The organism is Acinetobacter septicus (genome assembly GCF_019355975.1).
In the GTDB taxonomy this organism is placed as follows: domain Bacteria; phylum Pseudomonadota; class Gammaproteobacteria; order Pseudomonadales; family Moraxellaceae; genus Acinetobacter; species Acinetobacter ursingii.
Map to the genome: position 1 here is coordinate 3026173 of NZ_CP079898.1, position 15345 is coordinate 3041517.

Below are 15345 nucleotides of genomic sequence, written 5' to 3' on the forward strand. Positions count from 1 at the left end.
ACGTTTATGCCACAAGCAAAAAATATTCCACGTCTCCAATCTATCGATGCATTACGCGGTTTAGTGATTATGATCATGTTACTGGATCATGTTCGTGAAACATTTTATTTAGATAAACAGGTCAGTGACCCAATAAATGTCACTGAAACGGAGCCTGCACTTTTTTGGAGCAGATTTTTGGCACATTTATGTGCACCTGTATTCGTTTTGCTTACGGGAATGTCGGCTTTTTTATTTCAGATGAAAACTCAGAGCATTGAGCAAACCCGTCATTTTTTATTGAAACGTGGTTTGTTTTTAATTTTGCTGGAATTCACCTTGGTTAATTTTGCATGGACAGCCACTTTTCCTCCAGAGGTGATTTATTTACAAGTGATCTGGGCAATTGGTCTGAGTATGGTGATCTTGTCAATGTGTATTGGACTACCTAAAAAGATTTTACTCAGTGTCGGGTTGTTGATCATTTTTGGTCATAATTTGCTAGATCAAATAAGTTTTAAAGATATTCCAATACTGGAACCTCTCTGGTTGATTCTGCACGAGCGGGGCTGGATTGAATTTGAAGGGTTACGAGTCAGAACGTCATACCCCGTATTACCGTGGGTGGGTGTGATTTTATTTGGGTACTGTTTAGGGCAGTTTTTTCAGCCCAAGTTTAATGCGCAGCAACGTGATCGTTATTTGATCTTAATTGCGATGTTGAGCATTGTATTGTTTGTATTGCTTCGTTTGCTGAATATCTATGGGGATGAAGCTTGGCAAAGTTATGATTCTTTGACATTGAGTCTAATGAGCTTTTTTAACTTCACCAAATATCCGCCATCTTTATTGTTCATTTTGTGGAATGTCGGGATTGGATTGATCGTTCTGATTGCCTTTGATCGATGGATTCAAACGCCTTTTTTGAAAGTGTTGGTGGTGTTTGGTTCAGTCCCTATGTTCTTTTATCTACTGCATTTATATGTGCTCAAGCTGCTATATGTGATCTCTGAACTATGGTGGGGAGCAAATGAATCAGGCTATTTTTCAGTTTCTGGGGTGGCTCAATTATGGATCATCACATTATTTTTGATCTGTCTGCTTTATCCGGTGGTTAAAGCATTTTCAAGCTATAAGCATGCGAATAAGCATATTGCATGGCTTAAATATTTTTAGTCGATCAATACAATGAGGTATGTTATGACGGGACGGAAAATGACCTGTCATAAGGCACCATAATGTTGCCAGCTACCGTTATAAGGAAGTGAATCATAATACCCTTTGAGTAAGCTAAGTTCGTAATACTGAACCGCTGCCAAAGCAATTAGTGAGCATAACAGTACGGCTTTGAGTAAATGAAGTTTTTGCGGATGTTGGGCAATAGAAGGAATGCCGAACAACGTCAAACAAACTGATGGCAATAATACAATTGCTTTAAGATGGGTTAAAAACATAAATCCATAACTATAAATCAGCCCGATGATCAATAGAATCAAGCCTAAACCAGCTAGATTACGACTTCTTTCAGATTCACGCAGTGCAAAAATACTCTGAAGTGCAAGCACCACAATAGCAAAAAAATAAAACGGAGTGCCCCCAATCATGACATCGTAAGTTGCGTTTAAAGCACAAACGACCCCGATAATGGTGATGATTAACAGATAGATTACAGAATAAAACTTATGCGAAATGCTGTTTATTCTCGCCATATTCATTTTATTCCTCTACGTTTTATGACATGTGTTTAGCATATTCTTTTAAAAATAATCGTTCTATTTTACGCATGTAAATTATGTATAAAGCATGTTTGATTTTTAGCCATAAATGCTATTCAGATCGAGATCATACTGTCGATTTGTGAAGAAAGTGTCTTAAATTTGCTGGTCAGTTTGCGCTTTGAAAGGATGAGTATCTATTTAACATTCAGGATGCTTTCGCTAATGAACGCTCTAATACGACTATGCCAACAAAATTTTAATAGGACAGATGATGCGCTTTAATAGGCTTGAGTAATAGCTTAGCTTTTTTGATAGGTATAAAAATGGAATGTAACGGCATCTAAAGTTTAGAGGGAGGGAAATTAATCTATTTATTTAAAATACATTAATTTTTTAGATAACCGCTACATTCCAATAGACGCGTATTCTAGATGAGATGAATATCAATAATCGAATTTTAATTTGAAATGATTAAATTTTTACAATAAATACAAATTATATCAAAAAAATCCTTATTTTATTCATAATCTTGTGAAACTTGAAAAGTGTAGTTTCTTGAGGTTTAGTCTAAAAAATAATAAAAATGCACATCAGCTGAGGCATTGATGCGTTGAAATTGTACGAGGTGTACGATAGATGATGCAAAATTTCAATCATCGAACATGGGGGTAAATTAGTCCGATGATTGATCAGGATGAATTAGGCGCGATAAAAAGGTGCTTCGGAACGTGGTAATGGCGCATGCCCACGAATTTGATCTGCAATTTTCTCCGCCATCATAATGGTGGTGGCATTCAAATTGCCCGTAATGATTAATGGCATAATGGAGGCATCGACTACACGTAAGCCTTGCATACCATGAACTCGACCCTGATGGTCGACCACTGCCATCTCATCTTCACCCATTTTGCAGCTACAGGATGGATGGTAAGCTGTTTCGGCATGATTACGTACAAAGTCATCGAGCTGATCATCTGTATTTAACGCATTCCCTGGACTGATTTCTTCACCGCGATATGGATCAAGCGCGGGCTGATGCATAATTTCACGAGTAATACGGATCGCCGCACGAAATTCCTGCCAGTCCTGTTCAGTAGACATGTAGTTAAACAAAATACTTGGATGCTGAAATGGATCTTTGGATTTTAGTTTGATACGACCACGTGATGGAGAACGCATGGAACCCACATGGGCTTGAAAACCATGTTCCTTAACGGCATTACTGCCATTGTAGTTGATCGCAACTGGTAAAAAGTGATATTGAATATTTGGCCATGCAAACTCATCTGAAGAGCGGATAAACCCACCTGCCTCAAACTGGTTACTTGCCCCAATGCCTTTACCTAAAAACAGCCATTCTGCGCCAATAGCTGGCTGGTTATACCATTTGAGCGCAGGGTAGAGCGATATAGGTTGTTTACACTTATATTGCAAATACATTTCCAGATGATCTTGCAGGTTTTCACCCACCCCTGGCAAATCATGGATGACTTCAATATCCATCGATTTTAAAAAGGTACTTTGTCCCACACCAGAGCGCTGTAAGATTTGTGGTGACGCAATTGCGCCCGCACATAACAGCACTTCTTTATTGGCATAGCCTTTTTTTACATCATGTTGATTGGCACCTTGTATATATTCAACGCCAATCGCTTGTTTGCCATTAAATAAAATTTTGTTGGTCGTCGCATGGGTCACAATTGTTAAATTTGGACGATCTTTTGCCAGATCCAGATAACCACGCGCAGTACTGGAGCGGCGACCATTTTTGGTCACAGTGCGATCCATCGGGCCAAAACCTTCTTGCTGATAACCGTTTAAATCATCTGTGCGTGGATAACCTGCCTGTACACCTGCTTCGACCATGGCATGAAATAAGACGTTATTATCCTGTTTAGGCGTTGCGACACTGACTGGGCCATTTCCACCATGATAATCATTTCCGCCAATATCGCGGGTTTCTGCTTTTTTATAATACGGCAGACAGTCGGCATAGCTCCAATTTTCTAAACCTTCGAGTTTTGACCAACCTTCAAGATCCATGGCATTGCCACGGATATAGCACATTCCATTGATCAGCGATGACCCGCCCAAACCTTTACCCCGACCACATTCCATACGGCGGTTATTCATGTATGGTTCAGGATCGGTCAAATACGCCCAGTTGTATCGGCGACCTTGTAATGGATAAGCCAATGCAGCGGGCATCTGAGTACGGAAGTCCAGACGATAGTCAGGTCCTCCTGCCTCTAAAAGCAAGACCGAAACATGGGCATCTTCAGTTAAACGTGCAGCCAGTACATTGCCTGCTGAACCAGCTCCAATAATAATGTAATCGTAAGATTGAGTTGTCATTACTATTCCTTAATCTTGTAGGTGTCAAGCTGCCTGAGCAGCATTGACAGCAGATGTTTTGAGGAAAATAAAAGAGAAATACAAAGAGTATAAAATGGGCTAAAACACGCTTTGATAATCACCCAGTTCAACTTGAATCGACTTGGTACGGGTATAATGATTAAGGGTTGAAATGCCGTTTTCACGTCCAACGCCTGACTGTTTGTAGCCACCAACAGGCATTTCAGCAGGGGATTCACCCCATGTGTTGATCCAGCAAATACCTGCTTCAAGCTGATGAATCAGGCGATGCGCCTGAGAAATATCTTGAGTCACGACACCCGCAGCCAAACCAAAGTTAGTGTTGTTAGCACGTTGAATGGCTTCTTCAATTGTGTCATAAGCCAAAATACTCATGACGGGGCCAAAGATTTCTTCCTGTACAATCTTCATATCATCAGTACAGTCTGTAAATACAGTGGGTAAAACATAAGCGCCTTTGGCGAGTGAACTTTCTGTAGCACGTTCACCGCCAATCAGTAATGTCGTCCCTTGCTGTTTGCCTAATTCAATATAAGACAAGACTTTTTCCATATGCGGGAAGCTGACCAATGGGCCAAAATTGGTGTCTGCATTTAGTGGATCACCGATGCGAATCCGTTGAACACGTTCAACTATTGCTTGCTCAAAATCAGACTTTAGCGATTGTGGAATAAAGACACGTGTACCATTGGTACAGACTTGACCCGAGCTAAAGAAATTTGCCATCACAGCAATATCTGCGGCACGATCAAGATTCGCATCTTCACAGATGATCAGTGGAGACTTTCCACCCAGTTCCATGGTGACTTCTTTTAGCGTGGAACCCGCAGCACTGGCCATGACTTTTTTGCCTGTTTCCACACCACCCGTAAACGAAATCTTCTCAATCACAGGATGTTCAGTCAGCCATTGTCCGATTTCACCGCCAGCGCCTTGCACCACATTAAATACACCATCAGGCAGTCCTGCTTCTGTATAAATTTCAGCGAGCTTTAGGGCTGTGAGCGGTGTCACTTCACTCGGTTTAAAAATCATGGCATTGCCCGCAGCAAGGGCAGGGGCAGATTTCCAAAGTGCAATCTGGATGGGGTAGTTCCATGCGCCAATACCTGCAACCACACCTAAAGGTTCACGGCGAGTATAGAAAAAACTGCTTTCACGTAATGGAACCTGTTCGCCCTGAATTGCAGTCGCCAGTCCTGCATAATATTCAAGTACATCTGCACCAGTGACAATATCCACTGTAGAAGTTTCGCTCAAAGCTTTGCCTGTATCCAGTGTCTCTAAATGAGCCAGTTCATCATTACGTTCACGTAAAATATCGACTGCACGGCGCAGAATGCGTGAGCGTTCAACCGCAGTTTTACTTGCCCAGATTTTTTGACCTTCAGTTGCACTTTTTACCGCAGCTTCAATGTCTGCTTGAGAGGCTTGTTGAATGGTGGCAATGACTTCACCTGTTGCTGGGTTGATGCTATCAAATGTTTTGCCACTGCTTGCATCTGTATATTGTCCATGGATATATAAACGATGAAGTTTTACATCACTCATTTTGTCTCTCCTGCCTTGTGTGTTTCATCAGCTTGAGCTGTGTATCGACATAGTCATAAGCAATCGAACGTGCCATTGTTGCATCAAATTCTGTATCGCCATTTAAACTTCCACGTAACCATAAACCATCAATCAAAGCGGCAAGACCACGAGCCGCGATACTGGCCTGATCTTCGGGAAGTAATTTCAGAAAATGAAATTTCAGGTTGGAATACAAGCGTTGATCATTAATGCGTTGTAATCGTCCCAATGCTGGCATATGCATACTGGCCGACCAAAAATCCAGCCAGATGCGCATCGCTCTTTGATTGACCTGACTAATGTCAAAGTTTGAATCAATAATCGCTTTAATCATGTTCTGAGGGTCAGAGTCGCTGAGTTCTGCTTTGTATTGAGCGGTTTTACCTCGTAATACATTCAGCATTTCCAACATACAGGCATTAATTAAACCCTGTTTATCACCAAAATAATGACTCACGATCCCCACTGAAAGTTGGGCTTTTTTTGCAATTTGAGCAATGGTGGTATTGGATAATCCCACTTCATAAATCACGTCATAGGCGGCGTTGATAATTTCTTCACGGCGCACATGCTCAGGTTTAACTTGGCGTTTGTTCATGTATGTCCTTAAAAATATAAGGTTTTGCTTCAATCAGTTGGTTATAGAACATGATCGCATTTTTTTATCATAACGCTTATTGATTGAACGTTCAATCAATAAGCGTTATGATTGTATCGTAAAATTGTTGCAACAAGGTATGGAAGAGGCAAAGAGTTATTTTTAAATATGTGGCAGTCGATGATGTTGCTTTGACGCGATGTTCGATTGCGCATCTCAAAAAAAATCCTTTGCATTTTCTATACATAGAATATCTGGATTTGTAAATGCAGATATCCAATCATGGAGTCAATCGGTGGCGATATCGTAATTGAAGAATCTATTACAAGCCTACATCCTGCTGTGGTCTAAGCTTGAATGGATTAAGTCTATTCACTGATATTGAGTATTTAACTTTTTTTAATTTTCTAAAATTTACTTGAGGATTGTATGGCAACAGATAATCCAAGAGCAGTCGATGATCAAGAGACTCATCCAAAAGATCGTTTAAATCGTGTGGTCTTTTATGTTTCTGCCCTTATTATTTTAATATTTTCACTGACCACGATTTTATTTAATGACTTTGCCAATCATGCATTAAACGCGGTTTTAGGTTGGGTCAGTTCAACCTTTAGCTGGTACTATCTGCTGGCTGCCACCTTATATATGGTGTTTGTGATTTTTATCGCCTGCTCACGTTATGGCAATATTAAATTGGGCCCAAAACATTCCAAGCCTGAGTTTAGTCTACTCAGTTGGTCTGCCATGCTGTTTTCTGCGGGCATTGGTATCGATTTGATGTTTTTCTCAGTGGCTGAACCATTATCGCACTATATGCATCCGCCAGTGGGAGAGGGGCAAACCTATGAAGCTGCACGTCAAGGTATGGTCTGGACACTCTTTCATTATGGCTTAACAGGCTGGTGTATGTATGCCCTCATTGGGATGGCACTGGGCTATTTCAGTTACCGCTATAACTTGCCACTCACCATTCGCTCTGCCTTATATCCAATTTTTGGTAAAAAAATTAATGGGCCGATTGGTCATAGTGTGGATACGGCTGCGGTGATTGGAACGATATTTGGTATCGCAACGACTTGTGGTATTGGTGTGGTTCAGCTGAATTATGGCTTACACGTATTATTCGATTTACCTGAAAATTTATGGATTCAAACTGCGCTCATTTTAGTGGCGGTTATTATCACGATTATTTCGGTCACGTCTGGTGTTAATAAAGGCTTAAGAATTTTATCTGAGATCAATATTTATGTCTCGGTTGGGCTGATGCTGTTTATTTTATTTTTGGGCAATACAGAATTTTTACTCAATGCGCTTGTTCAAAATGTAGGGGATTATCTCAGCCGTTTCCCAAGTCTGGCGTTGGAAAGCTTTGCATTTAATCAACCCAAAGAATGGATGAATAGCTGGACGCTGTTTTTCTGGGCATGGTGGGTGGCGTGGTCGCCATTTGTGGGGCTATTCCTAGCACGTATTTCACGTGGTCGTACCATCCGTGAGTTTGTGTCAGGAACCTTAATTATTCCATTGTTATTTACTCTCACTTGGTTATCTATTTTTGGGAATAGTGCATTACACAACGTCATTTTCGACGGCAATATTGCACTGGCTGAAACGGTACTATCTAATCCAGCACATGGTTTTTATGATTTATTGGCTCAATATCCGTGGTTTCCGTTTATTGCAGGTGTTGCAACCATTACAGGCTTACTATTTTATGTGACATCCGCGGATTCGGGTGCGCTAGTATTGGGTAACTTTACCACGCAATTTACCAATATTGATCATGATGCGCCGCGCTGGCTCAGTGTGTTCTGGGCTGTTGCGATTGGTTTATTGACTTTAGCGATGCTCATGACCAACGGCATTACCGCACTACAAAATGCCACCATTATTATGGGACTGCCTTTTAGTTTTGTGATGTTTTTAGTGATGGCGGGTCTTTATAAATCTTTAAGACTTGAAGATTATCGGCAAGCCAGTGCCAGTTTAAATGCTGCCCCTGTCGTCGGAAACGTAGATATTTTAAATTGGAAAAAACGTTTGTCCCGAGTTATGCATCATCCAGGGACATTTGAAACCAAAAAAATGCTGAATGAAATCTGTCGTCCAGCGGTTTTGGCGGTGACTGAAGAGTTGCAGAAACGAGCTGTTCAAGTCGATGTTACCGAAGTTCCACTTGAAGAAGATGTAGAGTTGTATCATCTGGATATCACCATTCATCTGGAAGAAGAGCAGAACTTTATCTATCAGATCTGGCCTGTACGCTATATCGCGCCAAACTTTAGTGAGCGCGGCAAGCGTGGAAAACAGTTTTATTATCGTCTGGAAACTTATTTATATGAAGGTTCACAGGGCAATGACCTTGTAGGTTATACCAAAGAACAGGTCATTAATGACATTCTGGATCGTTATGAGCGACACATGACTTTCTTACATATTAATCGGATTAGTCCCGGTAATCGTCCGCTTTTTCCAGATCCTAAAGCTTAGGAGAGCCCTTGAATGTTAACGCCGTATATTCATTCCTTTGCCTTGTTTTTTTCTTTGCTCAATCCCTTTTTGATGAGCATTTATATGGTGGGCATGATCCGAAATTCGGAAGCCAAAGTGTTTAACAGGGCACTGATTCAAGGATGCGTGATCGCTTTCGTGGTATTTATGCTATTTGCATGGGGAGGCGAAACCATCTTTAGTAAATATCTCAATGTACGTTTTGAGGCTTTCCAGATTTTTGGTGGACTCATCTTTTTGGTGATTGGCTATCGCTATGTGTTTCAGGGTGCGGATACCATTGGCGAGATGCGCGGCGCGCCTGAACATTTGGCAGGCACCATTGCCATGCCGTTTATGATCGGGCCTGGGACTATTAGTGCGGCTGTTGTGACTGGCATCGGTTTACCGATTGGTGGAGCAGCACTGATTATCGCATTCACTCTTGCCATTACCTGTAGTCTATTAATTCTGATGAAATTTGCGCACGATCATTTACGCTATAAACATGCTAAATATATCGATCGTTATGTAGATATTGTTGGGCGGTTGTCTGCCTTACTCATTGGAACCATTGCAATTGATATGATTATTACAGGCATTGTTGGAGTGATCCGAGATATTCCTGTTACGGGGTAAAATATTAAACTCAGGTCGTTATATCTTCATATTGACCTGAGTTTTATTTTAAAACAGTGTTGGTATTGATAGCACTATTTAGGCTTTGTTTAGAATTGAAAAGTTTTCATCATGGATCAATCGATTATAAGATTTTAAAGTCACTTTAATGATTAGACTTGTTTCATAATGATTTAAACCCTCTTTATTTTTGGACTGTAAGGAGAAATAAAAGAAAGGTATGAAAAGAAGTCGGTTATAAATAATACTCATTTTCAGTTATATTAAATAATCCGTTGATTTGCCGCTCTAGACATTTTTTTCTTAGTAAAAAGGGATCATAATAAGACGCTTATGTTATTGTTTCATAGAGTCCGTTAAATGTCTCCATTAGATCAAATTACTCAGGCTTCGGATGAGCAAGCCGAGTTGGCAATGTCAGTGCTAATGACTCCTGATATGGCAAATTTTTCAGGAAATGTTCATGGTGGAACAATTTTAAAACTGCTTGATCAAGTCGCTTATGCTTGTGCAAGTCGTTATTCAGGCAGCTACGTGGTGACTCTATCAGTAGATAAAGTTACGTTCAAAGAGCCAATTTATGTGGGCGAGTTGGTCACTTTTATGGCGTGTGTGAATCATGTGGGTCGAACCTCAATGGAAATTGGGATTCGTGTTGAAGCACAAGACATTCGAAAAAGAACGATTCGTCATACCAACAGTTGCTACTTTACTATGGTAGCTGTTGACGAAAACGGTAAACCTCAACAAGTCCCTTGCTTAAAACTGGATAATGATTTGAAGCGCTGTCGTTTTGAAGCAGCAGAGCAAAGAAAGATTCACCGTTTGCAGCAAAACACCCAGCCTTCTTGCAGTATGTATCGTAATACCTGATTGTTTCTAATCTGTTAAAATTTAATAACTAAGTTTTGAACAATAAAAAAGACCGCAAAAGCGGTCTTTTTTTGACGTTGAATTTTCGCTTGAAAATTAACGTTTGATGTCGCGCTGAGTTTCGCCAGTATAAAGCTGACGAGGGCGACCGATTTTGTAAGCTGCGCTGTGCATTTCTAACCAGTGGCTGATCCAGCCTACAGTACGAGCAAGAGCAAAAATAACCGTAAACATGGTTGTTGGGATACCAATCGCTTTAAGAATGATACCTGAATAGAAGTCTACGTTTGGATACAAGTTACGCTCGATGAAGTACGGATCAGAAAGCGCAATACGTTCAAGTTCCATGGCAAGTGCAAGCTGTGGATCGTTAATACCCAATGCAGCAAGCACTTCGTCACAAGTTTGTTTCATGACTTTAGCACGTGGATCGAAGTTTTTATAAACACGATGACCGAAGCCCATGAGTTTCACTTCTTTACGTTTTACTTTTTCCATGAACTCAGCAACGTTTTCTACGCTACCAATTTCATCAAGCATTTTCAGTACTGCTTCGTTCGCGCCACCATGCGCAGGACCCCACAGTGCAGAGATACCGGCAGAGATACATGCATATGGATTTGCGCCAGTTGAACCCGCTAAACGTACAGTAGATGTAGACGCATTTTGTTCATGGTCAGCATGCAAAGTAAAGATACGATCCATAGCTTTAGCAAGCACTGGATTAACTTTGTAATCTTTATCAGCAGGAGTAGCAAACATCATGTATAGGAAGTTTTCAGCGTAACTTAAATCGTTACGTGGATACATAAATGGTTGACCTACAGTGTACTTGTAGCTCCATGCTGCAAGAGTAGGAATTTTAGCAATTAAGCGAACCGCTGTAATTTCGCGATGATTAACATCTTCGATATCAAGCTGGTTGTGATAGAACGCAGATAAAGCACCTACAACCCCAACCATGATTGCCATTGGGTGTGCATCACGGCGGAAACCATTATAGAAGCGACTAACTTGATCGTGAACCATCGTATGGGCACGAACTTTTTTGTCAAAATCTTCTTTTTGCTCTTGGTTTGGCAGCTCACCATTGAGAAGAAGGTAGCAAGTTTCCAAATAATCTGTTTGCGTTGCAAGTTGATCAATTGGGTAACCACGGTGTAACAAAATACCTTTGTTACCATCAATGAATGTGATCTTTGATTCACAAGAGGCAGTAGCCATAAAACCAGGATCAAAAGTAAAGTGACCTGAGGCCAATACATCTTTAACGTCGATTACATCTGGGCCCAATGTGCCGCTGTAAATTGGTAATTCAATTTCTTTGCCATCAAGCTGTAATACGGCTTTTTTGCCAGTTGCTTCAGACATTCAATAGATCTCCTGTCCTGGTGAATGTTAATCTGACTCGAAGTACTAATCTTTTCATTCGCGAATCAGACGGGGTCAAAAATTGCTATAAGATTAGAGGCTACTGTGATTTTGTCAATCATACTTATGGATGAAAAACACTTGATCCATAGGGAGATATTCCATGTGCATTACTCAGAAAAAACTGAATAAAATCACAGTCTCGACGGGCTATAATAAGTCAAATTTATGACGAGGTGCAGAAAAAAATCAGTCCTCAGGAGTAAATTGTAAGCAAATTTATTATGTGCTAGGCAGTTTTTTAATCTGAAACAAAATGCCAATTTTTACTTAAAATGAATGAAATCCGATAACTTAGCTTTGCATTGAGTGGACTTTTATCAGTGTAAATTCCACCACTAAAAAAAAGTGGATATTAAAAAATAGAAGTTTAATTGATTAAAAAATAGCTTGTTGAGTGGCCACTTTTGCCAAGAAATGCGTCCTAATACGAGACGACAAGCAGTTTTTCTGAGATGTTTTACTGATTCGATTGTATTTAGTGACAGTTTATTTTCAGAGTTATACACAGAATAAGTCGCTCTTTCTCATACGATTGTGGTGTCAAAAGTATGAAAAAGAAGTTTTGTATTTTTAAATGAAATATGGCGAGGTTAAGCAAAAAGTGTGTTGCATGTTTTAAAATGAATAAAAAAATCATATAGTGAGATTTCGATTAAAAAATAATTTTCATCTTTAGTCTAACTCGCTTATAGACCACTGAAAAGTAGGTCCGAATTTAAAATATTATGGTTAATTTATAAAAAATAAGGACATAGCTGAAAGAGGTGATAAGTTGATGTTGCTAAATCTCACGTCACATCTGTGAATGATTCTTATTTAATGATTTTTTTAGAAAAAAGCCAAATGTGATCGTTTGTATTTTGATATTTGACGATTTATAATTCGGTGTCGTTTATTAAGTTTAGGCATTTGCTTGCCTGACAATGCCAGCTTTCCTTCGAATTAATTCCAACAAACTCCGGCTGGAGTTTTTACCTACAGGATGCCCGCTGTGAAAAGCAACAGACCTGTCAATTTGTCCATGGGTCAGGTGTTAGCGGTAAACTTACGCTCACCCGTGGCTATTGCATCAATCTTACACCGTCTCTCTGGTGTGATCGTATTCTTATTAATTCCCGTTCTTTTATGGATCCTAGATAAATCTTTATCTTCACCAGAAGGATTTGAATACGTTAAAAATGTCGTTTTCGGAAACTTTTTCGTACGTTTCATCGTATGGGTATTTGTAGCGGGTTTGATTTTCCACTTTATTAATGGGATCAAACATTTACTTGCTGACCTTGGTTTTGCTGAAGAACTACAAAGCGGTCGTACTGCAGCTACAATTTCATTGATCTTGTCTGTGATTGGTATTCTCGCAGCATTCGTATGGATTATGTTCTAATGAAAAGTGCTACAGGTTTAACAGGTTCAGGTTCTCGCGATTGGTTTATCCAGCGTGTGAGTGCAGTCGTGTTAGCGGTTTATACCGTGGTGATTTTGGGCTGGATTTTGCTTCATGGTGGTTTTAACTATGAACAGTGGTCTGGCTTTATGATGACCCTGCCAATGAAGATTTTATCTTTACTTGCAATTTTATCATTGGCTGCACATGCGTGGATTGGGATGTGGCAAGTATTTACAGACTATGTAACTACTCGTCAAATGGGTCCTTCAGCTTCAGGTTTACGTCTGGTACTTACATCAGCTGTGATTATTGCAGTGTTTGTATTTGTGATCTGGGGAATCCAGATTTTCTGGGCGAATTGATAGGAAGACATCATGGGCGCGATTACCCCTAAAGAAGATTATTCAAATATCCAAAACCTCACGTTCGATGCTGTCATCGTAGGTGGTGGCGGTTCAGGTATGCGTGCAGCTTATCAGCTTGCTCAAGCTGGTTTAAAAGTTGCCGTATTGACCAAAGTATTCCCGACACGTTCGCATACCGTTGCTGCTCAGGGCGGTATTGGCGCATCGTTAGGTAATATGCAAGAAGATAACTGGCATTTTCACTTTTATGACACCGTAAAAGGTTCTGACTGGTTAGGTGACCAAGACGCGATTGAATTTATGACGCGTGAAGCACCAAAAGTGGTTTATGAACTTGAACACTTGGGTATGCCTTTTGACCGTAATGCCGATGGTACAATTTACCAACGTCCGTTTGGTGGTCACTCTGCAAACTATGGTGACAAGCCAGTTCCACGTGCTTGTGCTGCTGCTGACCGTACAGGTCATGCGCTGTTACATACGCTTTATCAAAGCAACGTCAAAATGGGCACTCAATTCTTCGTAGAATGGATCGCTTTAGATCTTATTCGTAATGAAGAAGGTGATGTACTTGGTGTAACTGCTTACGATCAGGAAACTGGTAATGTTGCAGTATTCCAAGCCAAAGCAACTCTGTTTGCTACAGGTGGTGCTGGTCGTGTTTATCGTGCATCAACCAATGCTTACATCAACACTGGTGATGGCTTGGGCATGGCGGCACGTGCAGGTATTCCATTACAAGATATGGAATTCTGGCAGTTCCACCCAACAGGTGTGGCAGGTGCAGGCGTACTGTTAACTGAAGGTTGTCGTGGTGAAGGTGCAATCCTTCGTAACAAAGACGGCGAACCATTCATGGAGCGTTATGCGCCAACTTTAAAAGACTTGGCTCCACGTGACTTCGTTTCACGCTCTATGGACCAAGAGATTAAAGAAGGTCGTGGTTGTGGCCCTAAAGCGGATTATATCTTACTCGATATGACTCACTTGGGTGTGGAAACCATCATGAAGCGTTTACCATCTGTATTTGAGATTGGTAAAAAATTCGCAAACGTGGATATCACCAAAGAACCAATTCCAGTAGTACCTACGATCCATTATCAAATGGGTGGTATTCCGACCAATATTCATGGTCAGGTTGTGGTTCCTGTTGCAACAGAAAATCTGCATTTGGAAACCAACTATAATAACGACACCAAAGAATATACTTTTGAGACTAACTGTCCAGATTTCGTAAAACCTGTCAAAGGCTTTTATGCAATTGGTGAATGTTCTTGTGTATCGGTACATGGTGCAAACCGTTTAGGTACCAACTCATTGCTTGACCTTGTGGTATTTGGTAAAGCTGCTGGTGAACATATCATTGACTATGTGACTAAACATCACGGTGATGATTACTCACCACTTCCTACCAATGTGCTGGAAAATACACTGAAACGTATCCGTCATTTAGATGATTCAACTTCTGGTGAAAATGCACAAGAAGTTGCCGATGAGATTCGTGAAATTGTTCAAAACCATGCAGCGGTATTCCGTACTCAAGAGTTACTGGATGAAGGTGTAAAACAAATTCTTGCGATTGCTCCACGTGTTCGTAATATTCATCTCAAAGACAAATCTAAAGTATTTAACACCGCTCGTGTTGAAGCTTTGGAAGTTGAAAACTTGTATGAAGTTGCGAAAGCAACCTTGATTTCGGCTGCTGCACGTAAAGAGTGTCGTGGTGCGCATACAGTTGTAGACTATGAGTTACCACCTGATCATCCAAACTACCCATATGGTCGTCGTGATGATGAGTGGATGAAGCATACACTTTGGTATTCGGCAGATAACCGTCTTGAGTATAAGCCAGTGCGTTATAGCCCGCTGACTGTTGACTCGATTCCACCTGCACCACGTACATTCTAATCAGGA

At 40.6% G+C, this 15345-nt stretch carries 12 protein-coding genes; 7 read left to right on the forward strand and 5 right to left on the reverse strand.

Features of this window, described 5'->3' with window-relative positions; translation table 11 throughout:
• Positions 1-6: 6 nt before the first annotated feature.
• Positions 7-1155 carry a DUF1624 domain-containing protein gene (locus I6L31_RS14330; protein ID WP_005002994.1) on the forward strand — a complete coding sequence of 383 codons (1149 nt, stop codon included), beginning with the start codon at positions 7-9 and terminating at the stop codon, positions 1153-1155.
• A gap of 47 nt (positions 1156-1202) precedes the next feature.
• Here I6L31_RS14330 and I6L31_RS14335 read toward each other — a convergent pair whose 3' ends face one another.
• From I6L31_RS14335 to betI, 4 genes are all read right to left on the reverse strand, one after another.
• On the reverse strand, positions 1203-1694 hold the full coding sequence (locus I6L31_RS14335; protein WP_005002996.1) for a hypothetical protein: 492 nt from the start codon (positions 1692-1694) through the stop codon (positions 1203-1205).
• A 702-nt stretch (positions 1695-2396) separates the two neighbouring features.
• Positions 2397-4052: a choline dehydrogenase gene (betA, locus tag I6L31_RS14340; protein ID WP_005002999.1), complete on the reverse strand. Its 1656-nt coding sequence runs from the start codon at positions 4050-4052 to the stop codon at positions 2397-2399.
• Positions 4053-4151: 99 nt separating this feature from the next.
• Positions 4152-5624 (reverse strand): betaine-aldehyde dehydrogenase, encoded by a 1473-nt coding sequence (gene betB / locus I6L31_RS14345; RefSeq protein ID WP_005003001.1) that lies wholly within the window; start codon positions 5622-5624, stop codon positions 4152-4154.
• On the reverse strand, positions 5617-6243 hold the full coding sequence (gene betI / locus I6L31_RS14350; protein WP_005003004.1) for a transcriptional regulator BetI: 627 nt from the start codon (positions 6241-6243) through the stop codon (positions 5617-5619). The genes betB and betI overlap by 8 nt, the downstream gene beginning before the upstream one ends.
• Before the next feature lie 429 nt (positions 6244-6672).
• On the opposite strand from betI, the gene I6L31_RS14355 reads away from it, so the two are divergent.
• From I6L31_RS14355 to I6L31_RS14365, 3 genes are all read left to right on the forward strand, one after another.
• The gene (locus I6L31_RS14355) at positions 6673-8733 is read left to right on the forward strand and encodes a choline transporter (protein ID WP_005003005.1); all 2061 of its coding nucleotides are present in this window, start codon (positions 6673-6675) and stop codon (positions 8731-8733) included.
• A 12-nt stretch (positions 8734-8745) separates the two neighbouring features.
• Positions 8746-9372, forward strand: coding sequence for a MarC family protein (locus tag I6L31_RS14360; protein WP_004996247.1), 627 nt, complete (start codon positions 8746-8748; stop codon positions 9370-9372).
• 360 nt (positions 9373-9732) lie between these two features.
• The gene (locus I6L31_RS14365; RefSeq protein ID WP_004990728.1) at positions 9733-10245 is read left to right on the forward strand and encodes an acyl-CoA thioesterase; all 513 of its coding nucleotides are present in this window, start codon (positions 9733-9735) and stop codon (positions 10243-10245) included.
• A gap of 96 nt (positions 10246-10341) precedes the next feature.
• Here the strand turns inward: I6L31_RS14365 and gltA are convergent, their stop codons facing one another.
• A complete protein-coding gene (gltA, locus tag I6L31_RS14370) occupies positions 10342-11616 on the reverse strand; it encodes a citrate synthase (RefSeq protein ID WP_004990720.1) in 1275 nt (424 codons plus the stop codon).
• A gap of 1045 nt (positions 11617-12661) precedes the next feature.
• Here gltA and sdhC point away from each other — a divergent pair.
• From sdhC to I6L31_RS14385, 3 genes are read left to right on the forward strand one after another with little or no spacing between them, the layout of a single operon-like run.
• Positions 12662-13063, forward strand: coding sequence for a succinate dehydrogenase, cytochrome b556 subunit (gene sdhC / locus I6L31_RS14375; protein ID WP_010588832.1), 402 nt, complete (start codon positions 12662-12664; stop codon positions 13061-13063).
• Complete coding sequence (gene sdhD, locus I6L31_RS14380; protein WP_005003006.1) at positions 13063-13428, forward strand: succinate dehydrogenase, hydrophobic membrane anchor protein; 366 nt, start codon at positions 13063-13065, stop codon at positions 13426-13428. The genes sdhC and sdhD overlap by 1 nt, the downstream gene beginning before the upstream one ends.
• Before the next feature lie 12 nt (positions 13429-13440).
• Positions 13441-15339 carry an FAD-dependent oxidoreductase gene (locus I6L31_RS14385; protein ID WP_005003009.1) on the forward strand — a complete coding sequence of 633 codons (1899 nt, stop codon included), beginning with the start codon at positions 13441-13443 and terminating at the stop codon, positions 15337-15339.
• Positions 15340-15345 lie beyond the last annotated feature (6 nt).